This is a genomic window from Halalkalicoccus sp. CGA53 (assembly GCF_036429475.1).
Lineage (GTDB): Archaea > Halobacteriota > Halobacteria > Halobacteriales > Halalkalicoccaceae > Natronorarus > Natronorarus salvus.
This window is the reverse complement of sequence record NZ_CP144125.1, coordinates 2,339,800-2,352,966: the sequence shown is the minus strand read 5'-3', so window position 1 is coordinate 2,352,966 and position 13,167 is coordinate 2,339,800. Positions and strand designations below refer to the sequence as shown.

The 13,167-nt window shown below is 67.3% G+C and carries 15 protein-coding genes; 6 read left to right on the top strand and 9 right to left on the bottom strand.

Annotated features, from left to right (window positions below; translation table 11 throughout):
• Positions 1-20: 20 nt before the first annotated feature.
• Positions 21-1,649: a rhomboid family intramembrane serine protease gene (locus V2L32_RS13805; protein WP_331233032.1), complete on the top strand. Its 1,629-nt coding sequence runs from the start codon at positions 21-23 to the stop codon at positions 1,647-1,649.
• Here the strand turns inward: V2L32_RS13805 and V2L32_RS13800 are convergent.
• From V2L32_RS13800 to V2L32_RS13790, 3 genes are all read right to left on the bottom strand, one after another.
• Positions 1,625-2,251 carry an METTL5 family protein gene (locus tag V2L32_RS13800; protein WP_331233031.1) on the bottom strand — a complete coding sequence of 209 codons (627 nt, stop codon included), beginning with the start codon at positions 2,249-2,251 and terminating at the stop codon, positions 1,625-1,627. The genes V2L32_RS13805 and V2L32_RS13800 overlap by 25 nt on opposite strands.
• A gap of 37 nt (positions 2,252-2,288) precedes the next feature.
• On the bottom strand, positions 2,289-2,651 hold the full coding sequence (locus V2L32_RS13795; RefSeq protein ID WP_331233030.1) for a hypothetical protein: 363 nt from the start codon (positions 2,649-2,651) through the stop codon (positions 2,289-2,291).
• A gap of 134 nt (positions 2,652-2,785) precedes the next feature.
• Positions 2,786-3,169 carry a hypothetical protein gene (locus V2L32_RS13790; RefSeq protein ID WP_331233029.1) on the bottom strand — a complete coding sequence of 128 codons (384 nt, stop codon included), beginning with the start codon at positions 3,167-3,169 and terminating at the stop codon, positions 2,786-2,788.
• A 100-nt stretch (positions 3,170-3,269) separates the two neighbouring features.
• Here V2L32_RS13790 and V2L32_RS13785 point away from each other — a divergent pair, with 100 nt between their 5' ends.
• Positions 3,270-4,211, top strand: coding sequence for an alpha/beta hydrolase (locus V2L32_RS13785; protein WP_331233028.1), 942 nt, complete (start codon positions 3,270-3,272; stop codon positions 4,209-4,211).
• A gap of 73 nt (positions 4,212-4,284) precedes the next feature.
• On the top strand, positions 4,285-4,455 hold the full coding sequence (locus V2L32_RS13780; protein WP_331233026.1) for a zinc ribbon domain-containing protein: 171 nt from the start codon (positions 4,285-4,287) through the stop codon (positions 4,453-4,455).
• Here V2L32_RS13780 and V2L32_RS13775 read toward each other — a convergent pair whose 3' ends face one another.
• The 5 genes from V2L32_RS13775 to V2L32_RS13755 all read right to left on the bottom strand — a co-directional run bounded on the left by V2L32_RS13775 (position 4,456) and on the right by V2L32_RS13755 (position 8,350).
• Positions 4,456-5,502, bottom strand: coding sequence for a cell division protein FtsA (locus V2L32_RS13775; protein ID WP_331233025.1), 1,047 nt, complete (start codon positions 5,500-5,502; stop codon positions 4,456-4,458).
• A gap of 57 nt (positions 5,503-5,559) precedes the next feature.
• Positions 5,560-6,444 carry a DUF7139 domain-containing protein gene (locus V2L32_RS13770; RefSeq protein ID WP_331233024.1) on the bottom strand — a complete coding sequence of 295 codons (885 nt, stop codon included), beginning with the start codon at positions 6,442-6,444 and terminating at the stop codon, positions 5,560-5,562.
• Positions 6,445-6,513: 69 nt separating this feature from the next.
• Entirely contained in the window at positions 6,514-6,903 is a 390-nt protein-coding gene (locus tag V2L32_RS13765) for a hypothetical protein (RefSeq protein WP_331233023.1), read from the bottom strand.
• Between the two features lie 53 nt (positions 6,904-6,956).
• Positions 6,957-8,006 (bottom strand): diphthamide biosynthesis enzyme Dph2, encoded by a 1,050-nt coding sequence (gene dph2 / locus V2L32_RS13760; RefSeq protein ID WP_331233022.1) that lies wholly within the window; start codon positions 8,004-8,006, stop codon positions 6,957-6,959.
• An 80-nt stretch (positions 8,007-8,086) separates the two neighbouring features.
• Positions 8,087-8,350 (bottom strand): glutathione S-transferase N-terminal domain-containing protein, encoded by a 264-nt coding sequence (locus V2L32_RS13755; RefSeq protein WP_331233021.1) that lies wholly within the window; start codon positions 8,348-8,350, stop codon positions 8,087-8,089.
• Positions 8,351-8,453: 103 nt separating this feature from the next.
• Here V2L32_RS13755 and V2L32_RS13750 point away from each other — a divergent pair, with 103 nt between their 5' ends.
• The 3 genes from V2L32_RS13750 to V2L32_RS13740 are packed head-to-tail and all read left to right on the top strand — an operon-like array spanning position 8,454 to position 10,922.
• Positions 8,454-8,828 carry a YlbF family regulator gene (locus V2L32_RS13750; protein ID WP_331233020.1) on the top strand — a complete coding sequence of 125 codons (375 nt, stop codon included), beginning with the start codon at positions 8,454-8,456 and terminating at the stop codon, positions 8,826-8,828.
• 39 nt (positions 8,829-8,867) lie between these two features.
• Positions 8,868-9,698, top strand: a complete 831-nt coding sequence (locus V2L32_RS13745; protein ID WP_331233019.1) for an MBL fold metallo-hydrolase — start codon at positions 8,868-8,870, stop codon at positions 9,696-9,698.
• 42 nt (positions 9,699-9,740) lie between these two features.
• Positions 9,741-10,922 (top strand): hypothetical protein, encoded by a 1,182-nt coding sequence (locus V2L32_RS13740; RefSeq protein ID WP_331233017.1) that lies wholly within the window; start codon positions 9,741-9,743, stop codon positions 10,920-10,922.
• A gap of 130 nt (positions 10,923-11,052) precedes the next feature.
• On the opposite strand, the gene V2L32_RS13735 is transcribed toward V2L32_RS13740, so the two are convergent.
• On the bottom strand, positions 11,053-13,161 hold the full coding sequence (locus V2L32_RS13735; RefSeq protein ID WP_331233016.1) for an acetate--CoA ligase family protein: 2,109 nt from the start codon (positions 13,159-13,161) through the stop codon (positions 11,053-11,055).
• Positions 13,162-13,167: the final 6 nt, after the last annotated feature.

The following is a 13,167-nucleotide window of genomic DNA, read 5'->3' as shown; positions in this document are numbered from 1 at the left end:
CGCGCTTCCAGTCAGATCGTATGGTTCCCGAGGCGGCCGTCGAACTCGCCTGGCGCGGGCTCGTCGTAGCCGCGGTCGTGGGCTCGCTCTGGTCGATCGCACGGCTCGCGTCGGTCGACGTCGGCTCGCGGCTCCGATCGCGGTTCGTGATGGGCGTCCCCTGGGGGACGCTCGTCTCCCTGTCGGGTGTCCTCTGCGTCTACCTGTTCGTCCAGGGCGGGTTCTGGCACTGGAACCGGCCGGTCGTCGGCGCGTTCACCGCCGTGTCGATCTTCTACCCCACGGGCTGGTTCTTCGCGGGATTCGCCCACTCCAGTCCCTCGCACCTCGTCAACAACCTCACCTCCGCGCTCGTCTTCGCCCCGCTCGCGGAGTACGTCTTCTCTCACTACCCGCAAAAGCGCGGGACGCGCACGTTCGCCACGCCGTGGACGAACCCCTACGTGCGGGCGTTCGTCGTCTTCCCGGCCGGGGTCTTTCTCGTCGGACTCGCGACCGCGCTCTTCTCTTGGGGGCCGGTGATCGGCTTCTCGGGCGTGGTCTTCGCGTTCGTCGGCTTCTCGCTCGTCCGCTACCCGCTTCTCACCGTCGTCGCGCTCACCGCGCGTGGTGTGGTCCGGGTGACGATGGACGCGTTCACGAACCCCGTCACGGTCGCGGAGACGGTCGTCGTCGTCTCGCGGCCCTCCTGGTACGGCGTCGCGGTCCAGGGCCACGCACTCGGGCTGTTCCTCGGCGTCCTGCTCGGCGCGCTCGTCTTACGTCGTCGGGACAAGGCACCCGACCCGCTCCGGCTCTGGGTCGGCTCGCTGCTCGTCGCCTCCTCGCTCTCGCTGTGGGCGCTCTGGTGGATCCTCGAGGCGGAGTCGTTCGTCCTCTTCCGCGCGCTCGGCGTCGCGCTCGTCCTCGTCGTCGCGACCGTTATCACGGCGGCGGTCGTCGCGGGCGACCGGCCCGGTGGTCGGATCTCTGCCCACCGGGTCGCCGTGGTGGTGCTCTGTCTCTCGCTGGTCGGGATGGGCGGGTTCAGCACGCTCCTGAACGCGAACGTGATTGAGCCGGTCGAGCGGGAGGGCGTCGAAGCGGGCGACTACCTCGTCTTCTACGACGAGGGGATCGAGAACCGCATGGTGAACGTGCTCCCGATCGAGGGGTTCGGCCTCTCGACGAACGTCACCACCAGCGGTGTGATCGTCGCGAGCGAGGAGCGTCAGATCTGGCGCGAGAAGGTCTCCGAGCGCGAGCTCTCCACTTACGGCGAGGTGACGTTCCGGGTCGGCGGGATCGGCTGGAGCGAGCCGGTCACCGTGACGAGGGAGGGGTACAGAGTGACGGGTAACGACACCGTCTACCTGGTGTGGATCGACGACGCCGACGGGAGGACGCTCGCCTACGAGTCAGGCCCCTCGACCGCTGACCCCGTCGTCGCCGACCACACGGTGAGCGTCGTCTCCGAGGGTGGCGAGTTCCACGCGGAGGTCACCGGGCCGGAGGGTACGGAACGGGTCGCGATCCCGGCGGAGAACGAGACGGTGAGCGCGGGCGGAATCGACCTCGTCGACGAGGACGAGCGGGTGCTCGCCGTCGCCGACGGCACCGAGGTTGAGGTGTTCTCGAGAGAGCGCTACCGCGAGCCGCCGGACCACTGAACCCTGAAACACTCGGCGTCGATCGACCGTCGTTCCTCGGTGTGAAAGGCGAACTGCCGGTCGAGGTCGAACGAGAGCGCGTAGGCGTGGGTGAGCTCACCGCCGAGCGCAGAGGCGTAGGCTTCGACGAACGCCCGGCTCCCCGCGTTGTGGATCGAGTACGAGACACGAGCGATCTCCGATGCGACCTCCAGAAACGGCCTGTCCGCGCCCTCGGAGCCGGTCTGTGCGCCGAACGGCGGGTTCGTGAGGACGGTCGCACCCTCCAGACAGAGCGGTATCCTCCCCACCTCGCCACAGAGCCAGTCGATTTCGGTACCGCCGCCGGCGCACCGCTCGTTCTCCACCGCGGTCGCGAGCGCCTCCCGATCGACGTCGACGCCGATGACGGGGTTCGCCCCCCTGAGCGCCGCGCCGATGGCGAGCACCCCGGTCCCACACCCGAGGTCGACGACCGGCCCACCGAGGTCGCCGGTCACGTCCGCGAGGTGGACGAGATGGGCCGCGATCCCCGCCGGGGTCGGATACTGCTCCAGTGAGACGTCGGGATCGGAGAAGCCTTCGAGGACCGAGAGCGTGCGTTCGAGCGAGCGTTTTCTCATTCGGAGGGGTTCGAACCGGAACGGTAAAACGAATCGTCTAGAGCTCCGACGGCCGCGAGAGCGCTCCGAGTTTCGAGGGGAACGTCGACTTCGACCACTCGACGGTGAACTCCTCGCGCGTCCCGGGGACCGGTACCACCCGCCCGTGGAGCGAGTCGTCGTCCTCGCGGATGATAGAGATCTGGAGCGCCTCGCCGGCCTCCCAGCGCCGTTCGATCCGTCCGGCCGCCCCACCGCTCACGCTGTCGAGCGTGCTGTGGCCCTCGGCACCCTCCCGGATCGTGACCACCGCGTCCTCGGGGACGAGTCGCTCGGCGAAGGGACCGCGCCCGCTCCGCGCCCGAAACTCGATTTCGATCCCGTCCTCGGCGGTGTCGAACCGCTCCTCGATCGTCCACATATATCTCACCGGAGAGGACGCACGGGTAAATCCCTCGTGGCTCGCGCTTCGAGCGTTGGATCGGTCGGGTTGGATGTTCCCGATCCACACAGTCAAAGGCCCCGGCAGGTCCCGGCCGCGTTCGTCTCGATCCCTTACAGGGCGATCGGCCCGTCGAGGTCGAGGCTGACGCCCTCGCGACGGGCGCGCTCCGCACAGGCTTCGAGTGCGGGGCGGACCTTCGTCTCGTCGGCGACCTCCTCGACCTCGACCGTGAGCGTGCCCGCACCGAGGAACGCGGCGGCACGGACGTGTTCCCTGATCCGCTCGACCTCCCGCTGGGTCGACAGCGAACAGTCCTCCGCGAAACACGCCTCGACGGTCAGTCGGGCGGGGACGAGCGCCTCGGCCGCGAGTTCGTACTTCAGGTCACGCAGATACTCGGGTGCGGTCGAGTCGAGGTCGGTCCCGCGGAGGCGAACCGCCGTCGCTTCCTCCGGCCGGCAGCGTTCGACGATCGGACCGCGTGTCGTACTCATACGCGGCCATACTCGTTACGCATATAAAAACGTTTCTCAATGTCTAGTAGTAATACCCGATGGAGGGTGGACTAAGTAGGACCGGTCGGGAGGGAGGGACATGACGGACCTGGATCCACAGGCGGCGGCGCTGCTCGAGACCGTCGAGGCGATGGGACAGCCACCGACACAGGCGCTCTCGGTCGAAAACGCACGCGAAAGGCTCCGAACGCTGTTCGCCGACGCCTCCCGGGAGGACGTCGACCGCGTGGAGGACCTCTCGATCGGGGGGCCGGATGGCGAACTCCCGGTTCGACTCTATGCACCCGTCGGTGAGGACCACCCGCTCGTCGTCTACCTGCACGGCGGTGGGTGGACCGTCGGCGATCTAGAGACCTACGACCCGCTCTGCCGGGCGCTGTCGAACGCCGCTGGGTGTGCGGTGCTCTCGGTCGACTATCGCCTCGCGCCCGAACACCCGTTTCCAGCGGCCGTCGAGGACGCCTACGCCGCCGTCGAGTGGGCGAGCGAGTTCGGCGACCGGATCAACTGCGATCCGGGGCGGGTAGCGGTCGCTGGCGACAGCGCCGGGGGCAACCTCTCGGCGGCGGTGACGCTGCTCGCACGCGACCGGGGTGGCCCGGAGCTAGAGCACCAGGTGCTGATCTACCCCGCGGTCGCGGCGCCAGAGATCCACGAGTTCGAGAGCCACGAGGAGAACGCCCAGGGCTACCTTCTCGAGCGCGAGAGCATCCGGTGGTACGTCGAGAAGTATCTCCCACGCGCGATCGACCGACGAAACGAGTACGCGGCGCCGCTGCTCGCGCGCGACCTCTCGGGACTCCCGCCGGCGACGGTGATCACCGCCGGCTTCGACCCGTTGCGCGACGAGGGGGAGGTGTACGCCGACCGGCTGGGCGAGGCAGGGGTGCCCGTCGAGCACGACAGCTACGACGGGATGATCCACGGCTTCGTGAGCTTCCTCGACCAGTTCGACGCCGCGAGCGACGCGCTAGAGACCGTCGGAGCGGATCTGCGCGGTGCGTTCTCACGTCCACGCTAGCGGGGAGAACGAGATCCGAACTGCCGCCTCCGGTGGCCGGAGGAGATTTACCCGCGGATCGTCACCGACTGTCATGGACTGTCCGCGCTGTGGTGGGGCGCTCTCGCGGCTGCGCTTCGAGGGACGCGAGGCGCTCGTCTGCGATGGCTGTGGGTACGCCGACGTGGAGGTCGACCAGCGGAGAGAGCGAGTAGAAGCGGAGTCCTGGGCCGAAGCGATCGAACGGTTCAGGGCGGGGACCTGATCAGTCGTCGGAGGGCGCTTCCGCCTCGGCTTCTTCGTCCTCGCCGACGGTCTCGTACTCGCCCATCTGTTCCTCGTCGGATCGCGCCGCGACCAGCGCGCCGCTGGCGACGCTGTAGAGCGGTTCGTGCGCCCGCTCGACGTGACTGATCGAGAACGGTATCGAGGCCTTCTCCAGGTGATCCTCGAAGAGCACGTCGAACCCTCGGGGACTCGACGTGCCGCCGGTGACGACGACCGGGACGTCGAGGCCTTCCTCGACGTCCTCGTCGTTGACCTCGCGCGAGATGTGCTCGATGACGTAGTCGAGTAAGTTCTCGTAGTAGATGGCGAGCGCACCCTCGACGCCGCCGATGTCGGTCCGGAAGTCGAGTTCGAAGCCGTCCTCCTTGATCGAGGTGACCTTGTCCACTGGGGTACCGGTCGCCTGTGCGGCCTGTTCGTCGATCCAGTCGCCTCCACGAGCGACGGAGAAGGTCATCACCGGGACCGCGTAGTAGGCGAGACAGACGTTCGTCATGCCCGCGCCGAAGCTGATTCCCAATCCCGTGAAGTCGTTGTCCGCGAGTTCGGAGTAGATCACGGCCATCGCCTCGTTGATCGGTTCGGGGCTGTAGCCGAGGTCGCCGAGGAACGACTGGACGGTCTTCTCGTGATAGAGCGTCGAGAGCTCCGAATCGATCGGGTCCGCCGGGCTCGAGAAGTAGAGCTTCTCGCCCGGTCTGCTCGGCTCGCCGACGACCTGTTCGGTGATGAGTTTGATCATCGGGATCGCCGAGCGCTCGCTCGAGGAGAGGATGCCGTGGTGCATCGGTCGGCGCGTCTCGCGGTTGAAGACGTTCGCGAACGTGAGCGCGTCGTCGCCGACGACGTAGACCGTGTCGTCCTTCTTGATGTGGAGTACGTCGCTGCGCGAGAGCATCTGTTCGGCCATGTCGCTGTACTCGATCTCGACGAAGGAGTTGCGCTGCTGGACGAACAGCGTGTCCTCGCCGTCCTGTTTCGCCGAGAGCAGGTTCATGGTGCCGACGTCTAGTCCTTTGGCCATGATGCGATTCTAACACCTATTGATAATAAATCTTCTTGCTACAGAAGAATTATCTGTTCAGGGGAGAAGCGCCTTGATCCGGTCGGCGATTCGGGAGAGGGGGGAGGGCTCGGCCGTCGCCAGGGCCTCCATGCGCTTTCGTTCGCGGAGTTCGGTCAGCGCGCTCGCCTGTTTCTCGGTGCCGCCGCCGCTCGCGGACTTCGTCCGTCCGCCCTGGAGCCCGCGGAGGCTCGCGACGGCGTCGTCGACGCCCGAGCCGGACGAGCGCGTCGCGGTCGCCTCGACGCCGTCGAAGCCCGACCGGTCGACCTCCTCGCTCTCGGTGAGCCGCAGCCGTTTCGTCTTCCGGCGCGAGACGCCGCCCCACGAGAGGTCGACGCCGGACATCGCGCTCTCGATGTCGCGGGCGACCTGTTCGTCGCTCACCTCCTCGCCAGGCTCTCCCGAACCCTCATCGCCCGGACGCACCCGATCGAGGTGGTGGGCGACGAGCGCCGCCCCGGTCGCCGCGACCACCACCGCGAGACCGACCGAGTAGAGCGCGATCCCGTGTGCGCTGTAGTCCGCCTGCCCCGAGACGTTCCAGTTGCTCGGGTAGGCCGCGACGAACACCGCGAGCGCGATAAGACAGACCGTGAGGCCGCCGCCCGCGGCGTAGAGCGCGCGCCGATCGACCGGCAGGAGGACGACGACCGAGAGCATGAGCGAGGGGAGCCCGACCAGCGCGAGGACGACTGCGATCCCCCTGAGGTTCCAGAAGAGTCCCGTGCCCCGCTCGACGCCGGCGCTCGCGAGGAAGACCGAGAGTCCCAGGACGCCGACGGCGAGCGCGCCGAAGAAAAGCGCGAAGCCGGCGTAGACGTCGGTTCTGGCGTCGGGTTCGCCGACGTACCGACCGTACAGCTCGAACAGGCGTGATTCGAGGCGATCCGTCGAGGTCATTACGGAGTCGATGCCAGCGCTCGTATCAATATCTTTGGGCTAGATGTCGGAATCAGTGATGGGGAGGGGTCAGTGGACACAGACGACGAGCGCGAAGAGGCCGAGAAACGAGAGCGCGAGCAGAGTGGTGAGTCCGAGCAGATCGACGCTCGCGACGGGACCGAGCAGTTCCACTCTCGACAGCACGACGACGGTCAGCCACGCCGCGAGGAGCGCGACCGCGGTCACGAGCGCTCCGACGCTGACTCGTCCCGAACCGAGGAACCGACCGGCGAGCGTGAATCCAGCACCGAACAGCAGTGCCGACCCGGTGTAAGCCGCGAGGAGTTCGATCAGCGCGAACGTACCGATCAGGACCATCGACGCCACCGTGAGAGCGGTCCCGAAGACGAGCGCCGCGAGCGCGTACACGAGACGATCGGTCATCGACGGCGTGCCGGAGGCCGAGCGAGTCGTCATAAACGTCTTTCAGATCGCTGATGTATAAAATTTGCTTTAGGTACCGATCCCGCTCACCAGGTGCCGTGGAAGGTGTCAAATTCCAGCGATTCGAGCGGCTCGTTCCCGACCGCGATCTCGTACTCGCCGGGGGTGAGCATCGGCTTGTGAAAGCGCGGGCCGTCGTCGGTGGTGATCCGGGGACAGCCGGTGTTGACGAAGGCGTCCATCGCGAAGTTTCTCAACCTGTCGGGCGTGATCTCGTCCATCGTGATCAGGTAGGCGTTCTCGTTCTCCTCGACGATCTTTTCGGCGATATCCCACCGCCCCTGTCCGATCTTCGTACAGAAGATGACGCCCCACTTGTCCGCGCTCATCGCGCGGTGGACGGCACCGTAGCGCTGTTTGAGGAACTTCTCCGTGTCCGCCACCGTCACGACGTTGTTCACCGGGTCGGCGATCACGACGCGTTTCTCGGGGTGTTCCATCGCGAGTCCGAGCGGGTGGAACTTCCCGCCACCGACGTAGAGCACCTGATCGGCGGGGATGTCCGCGCTCGCGTAGTTACAGCCGAGCACCTGCCCCTCGTGGGTGAGCCGATCGTCGCCCCGGCGGGTGTGGACGGTGTATCCCACCCGCTCGAGGTGTGCGCGCATCTCCGAAAAGCGGTTCATGTGCTGGGCGGTCGTGACGAGGCCGACGTCGGGGTCCTCCCCCGGATCGCTCAGTTCGCCGAGCGCCTCGTCGATGATCGGGGCGACCTCGACGTTAGAGAAGAGCGGTACGTAGATGATCTTCTCGGACTCCTTCATCGGGCTGTGGCCGAAGTGGACGAAGACGTCGGTCCGGCGCAGCAGGTAGGTATCGAGGTCACAGGCGCCGTAACAAGGCTGGCCGGAGATCAGGACTCGCACGCCCTCGGGGAGCAGCTCCCGGAGGTCGTCGGCCACGTTCGGGCCGCGTCGTTTCAGCCCCTCGGGGAACTGCAGGCCGACCGTCCTGGCGTCCCGCTCCGCGACGGCCTCGACGATCCGATCGAGTTCGTAGTCCCACTCCCGGTCGTGTTTCAGACGCATCCCGGTGTTGCGGAGATCGCCGGGGGAGAACTCGGAGTGTTGGCTCATTGGATAGACAACCGGCCCGGAGCGGTAAAACGGCGGCGTTTCGGTCCGGAGGCTATCGCTGCGGACGTCGATCGAACCGGTCAGCGTCCGTCGCCGTAGTGGTCTTCCAGGTACTGTACGATCTCCTCGCTGTCGTACCGGGTCTCCTCCCTCGTGGTGTCGACGAGGAAGGGGATCTCGTCCTTCCCGCCGATCGTCTCCAGTTCGTCGAGGGCCTGTCCGTTTCGCTCTTCGCCCGCCGCCGTCCGCGGGTTGTGGACCACGTACGAGAGCCCGAGGTCGGTCATGCGCTCGCGTACCTCGGCCGAGTGCGGACAGTCCTCCGACTGATAGAGTTCGAGCATACGAGCTATCAGGGCTCGCCGGAGTAAACCGTAGTGCCGGCGACAGACGGCCCGAAACCGGACGATCGGCACACCTAACAGTCGTGGGCCCTCTACATCGGGTATGAGCGTCGAAACCACGAGCGTCGAAGCGCTTGGCCGCGAACTCGGCGAGACGATCAGCGAGCTCCCCGAGTACGAGGCGTTCGAGGAGGCGAAGGCCGCGGTCGAGGAGAGCGCCGAGGCACAGGAGAAGATCCGAGAGTTCGAGGGCAAACGCGAGGAGTTCATGCTCGCCCGGCAGGTCGGCGAAGCTACCCAGGAGGACCTGGTCGAACTCCAGCGGAGCCAGCAGGAGCTCCACCAGCTCCCCGCGATGGCGGAGTATCTAGAGGCACAGAACCGCCTCGACGCCCGGCTCGAGGCGGTCAACGAGGCGATCAGCGAGCCGCTTTCTGTGGATTTCGGCGAGCAGGCCGGCGGCTGCTGTCAGGACTGAGTCGGTACGCTTAGGGAGGTCTCCGTCGCAGTCGGTGGTATGACGACGAGCGACTGGGGCGACTGGCTCCCGACCGAGATCGCGGAGGCGACTCCCGAAGGCGTCTCCCTCTGGTATCTGGGCTGTAACGGCTTCGCGCTCGAGGCGAACGACGGAACCACCCTGTTCGTCGACCCCTATCTCGGGACCGGCGACCCGCCGCGGACGGTGCGGATGATCCCGGTACCGTTCGACCCGGAGGACGTCCGAGAGGCCGACGCGATCCTCGGAACGCACGAGCACACCGACCACGTCCACGGCCCCTCGCAGGCGCCGATCCTCGCGAACACCGGGGCGACGTTCTACGCGCCGGACGATTCGCTCTCGGTCACCGACGAGGAGTCGTGGACCGAGGACTGGGACGTGCGCGAGGACCAGCTCGTCGAGGTGAGCGAGGGCGAGAGCTTCGAGATCGGGTCGTTCACCGTCCACGTCGAGCCGGCGAACGACCCGGACGCGACCCATCCCGTGAGCTACGTGATCGATCACGACGCCGGTACGTTCTTCCACGGCGGCGACGCGCGACCGGGCGAGCCGTTCGAGGAGGTCGGCGAGCGGTACGGGATCGACCTCGCGGCGCTCGCGTTCGGGACCGTCGGGACGATCCCCGAGAAGGAGACCGGCGAGCCGACGAGGACGCGGTGGTACAGCGACGAGAACATGGTGATCGAGGCGGCGAACCAGCTCGGCGTCGATCGCTTGCTCCCCACCCACTGGGACATGTGGAAGGGGCTCACTGCCGATCCCACGGTCCTCCACCGTCACGCCGCGAGCTTTTCTCACCCCGAGAGCCTGGAGGTCGTCGAGGTCGGGGACCGGATCGAGCTGTAACGTACCCGATTGACTTATGCTTTCGGAGCGAGAGTACCGGGTATGAGTCAGGAGGTAGACGAGTACGAGCGGCTCACGGTCGAGGAAGAGGGTGTATCGGTGGAGAAACGGTTCGAACCCGAGGCGTTCGCGGTCCCGACGATCACGTTCACGATCGACTCCGAGCGCGAGGATCCGGCGACGATCAGGCTGGTCGACGAGGTACCCGAGGCGTTCCCGATCGAGAAGATCGGCTTCCACCCCGAGTACGAGAGCGAGTGCTGGTCGGCCTACGAGGACAGCCGGGTCGCCTTCGAACGCACGCTGGAAGCCGGCGAGTTCGTCTCGACGGTCTACGCGATCCGGATCGACGATCCCGAGGAGGCTCGACCGTTCATGGTCGCGCCGTCGCTCGACGTCGAATCCGGCAGCGTCTCGATGGAGCGCGAGGAACCGCTGGTCTCCGAGGAGACGACTGCCGTGGTCAGGGAGTTCATCGACGGCTCGCGCGAGTCGGTTCCGGGTCTCGACGAGGAGGAGGGCGGCTCGCTCGACGAGCGCCTCGCGGCGGTCGAAGGCGGTGCCGGCGAGACGGCGGTCGAGTTGGAAGAGCCCCAGGAGAGCGTCGAAAGCCCCCCCGAAAGCGTACCTCCGGTGGACGAGCCGGAGGAAAACGAACCCGCACCGACGGCCGACTCGGAACGGAACGCGGTCGCGAGCCTCGCAGCGGAGATCAGGGAGGGAACGGCCTCGGAGACGGACCTCGCGGTGCTCCGCGAGGCGGTCGAGCTCTCGGAGACCAGTTCGTCGAGCACCGACGCACAGCTCTCGCACCTCCAGGCTCGCGTGAGCGAACTGGACGCCTACGCCGACGCCTTCTCGGCGTTCGTCGACGAGAACGGGACCGGTGAGGAGCTCCTCGAGCAGTCGCGATCGAGACACGACGAGATCGAGGCGTCGCTCGCCAACCTCGAATCGAGGGTCGAGGAGCTCTCGGAGCTCGAAGGGGAGATCGAGTCCGTCGAGGAGACGGTACGGGAGCTCGAGGCCCCGATCGACGAACTGCGGGGCAAACTCGTCGGCGTCAAGAGCGACGTCGCGGCGGTGGAGGCGGACGTCGACGAACTCGACGCCGGCCTCCCCGAACGGATCGCCGCCGTTCGCGTCGAGATCGAGGAGGTCCAGGAGTCCGTCGACGAGATCGAGAGCTGGCGCGAACAGCTCGGAGAGATGTTCACCGGCTGAGGTACGACGGATACCACCGAGTGGGTTTCGAAAGTAATTATACTCATCTTCTCGAGATTTCTGACAGGGGGTCTCCAACACCGTTTTCGGCCGCTGTAGATGTCCACTATGGATAAGATACACAATTTCTTCAGTTCGTATCCCCGATCCGGCAGAGGAGATCGACGACCGAACAGCCCGTCCCGTGGACGATCACCGGGTTGCACTCGAACTCGGTTATCTCCGGGTGGCGAGTCGCGAGCGTCCCGAGACGGGTCACGAGGTCGACGAACGCCTCCCGGTCGTGTCGGGGCGCATCGAGCGCGACTCCGAGCCCAGTCTCGCCCAGAGCCCGGCTCACGTCGGGTGCGGTGACGGGCGGGACGACGACCGTCGCGTCGGCCTCCCGTTCGACCGCGACACCGCCGGAACCGACCGTGAGCACCGGACCGAACCCCTCCTCTCGTGTGATCCCGACGATCGCCTCGATACCGTCGTCGACCATCGGCTGGACGAGCACGTCCGGGTTTCGGATCGACTCGTCGACGGCTCGTGCGTTCCCGACGATCCGGTCGAACCCCTCGCGGATCGCGTTCTCGCTGTCGAGGTCGAGCGCGACCGCTCCGGCGTCGCTCCGATGGGAGAGTGCCGGATCGTCGACCTTGAGGACGACCGGGCCGTCGATCTCCCCTCCTGTGACGACCGCCGCCCCTTCCGACCGGACGACCGTCGTCTCGACGGGGTCGATCCCGACCGACCGTGCCAGCGAGACCGCCTCGGCCCAGCGGAGCGGCCGGTCGGTCGGCAGGTCCAGACCCGCGTGTCCGACCGCCGCGTCCCCGGTGACGGCGCTCACGCGACGGCGCGCCTGCGCCCGTCTCTCGCCCGCTTCGACCAGCGAGGCGAGGGCGTCCAGACACCGACCCGGATCGGCGTAGAGCGGCGCCGCCTCCGCGATCCGCTCGAACGGCGTGCCACCCCCTCCCTCCGGCGTCCTGCGTCCCGTCCAGAGCACGAACACCGGTCTCTCCGCCCGCTCTACGACGGCGAGCAGATCGTCGGCGATCCGTTCCGCGCGCTCGTCGACCGCCGAGAGCCCGATCGCGAAGACGTACGCGTCGAAGGCGTCGTCCGCGAAGAGCGCGTCGGTGATCTCGGGCAGGGCGTCCGCGCCGTACCCCCGGATGTCCGCCGGGTTGCCGAACCCGTCGTAGGTGAGCAGGCCGTCGATCCCCCGGAGTGTGCGCTGGCTCTCCCCCTCGATCGGCGGCAACGAGAGCCCGCGCTCAGTCGCCATGTCCGCGAGGAGACTCCCCAGTCCTCCGCTGGTCGAGGCGATACAGATCCGGTTCGACGCCGGGGGATCGTAGCTCGCGTGCGCCTTCGCACGGGCCAGGAGGTCCGGGATGTCCTCGACGCGCTCGACGCCCGCCTGCCGAAACGCGGCCGCCCAGGCGTCGTCGCTCCCCGTTATCGATCCCGTGTGCGAGACCGAGGCGGCCGCCGCCGCATCGCTCCGGCCCACCTTCACGACGATCACGGGCGTCCCGTCCGCGATCGCCTCGCTCGACGCCCGCACGAACGCGTGGGGGTCCTCCACGCCCTCGACGTAGAGACAGAGCACGTCGACCGGATCCCGATCCGCGAGATACGAGACGTACTCCGAGAGCGAGAGGTCCGCCTCGTTTCCCGTCGAGACGACGTGCGAGAAGTGGAGCCGTTCGTCGGCGCCTCGCTCGAAGAAGGTAGTAAAGGCGAGCGCGCCAGACTGGCTCACCAGTCCGACCGATCCGAGTTCGGGCTTTCGCGAGCACGTACTCGTGAGCACGACCTCCCCACCCACGTTCGCAACCCCGATACAGTTCGGCCCACAGATCCGGATACCGGTCTCGACCGCGACCTCCGCCAGTTCGGATTCGAGCCGCTCGCCCTCCGCGTCGGCCTCGGCGAAGCCCGCCGAGAGCACGAGCGCGGCCGGCACGCCACGCTCGCCCGCGGATCGGGCGACGCCGACGACGTACTCCCGGGGGATCGAGATCACCGCGAGGTCGACCGTTTCGGGGAGCTCCTCGATCGAGTCGTAACACCGCCGGCCCCACGCCTCCTCCCGGGCGGGGTTGACGAGGTAGATCTCCCCGGTGAACCCGTAGGAGAGACAGTTCTCCACCAGCTGCGAGGAGTACCACGAGTCGGGGCTCGCGCCCACGACGGCGATCGAGTCCGGCGAGAAGAGCGCGTCGAGCGCCTCGCGTTCGCTCATACCCCT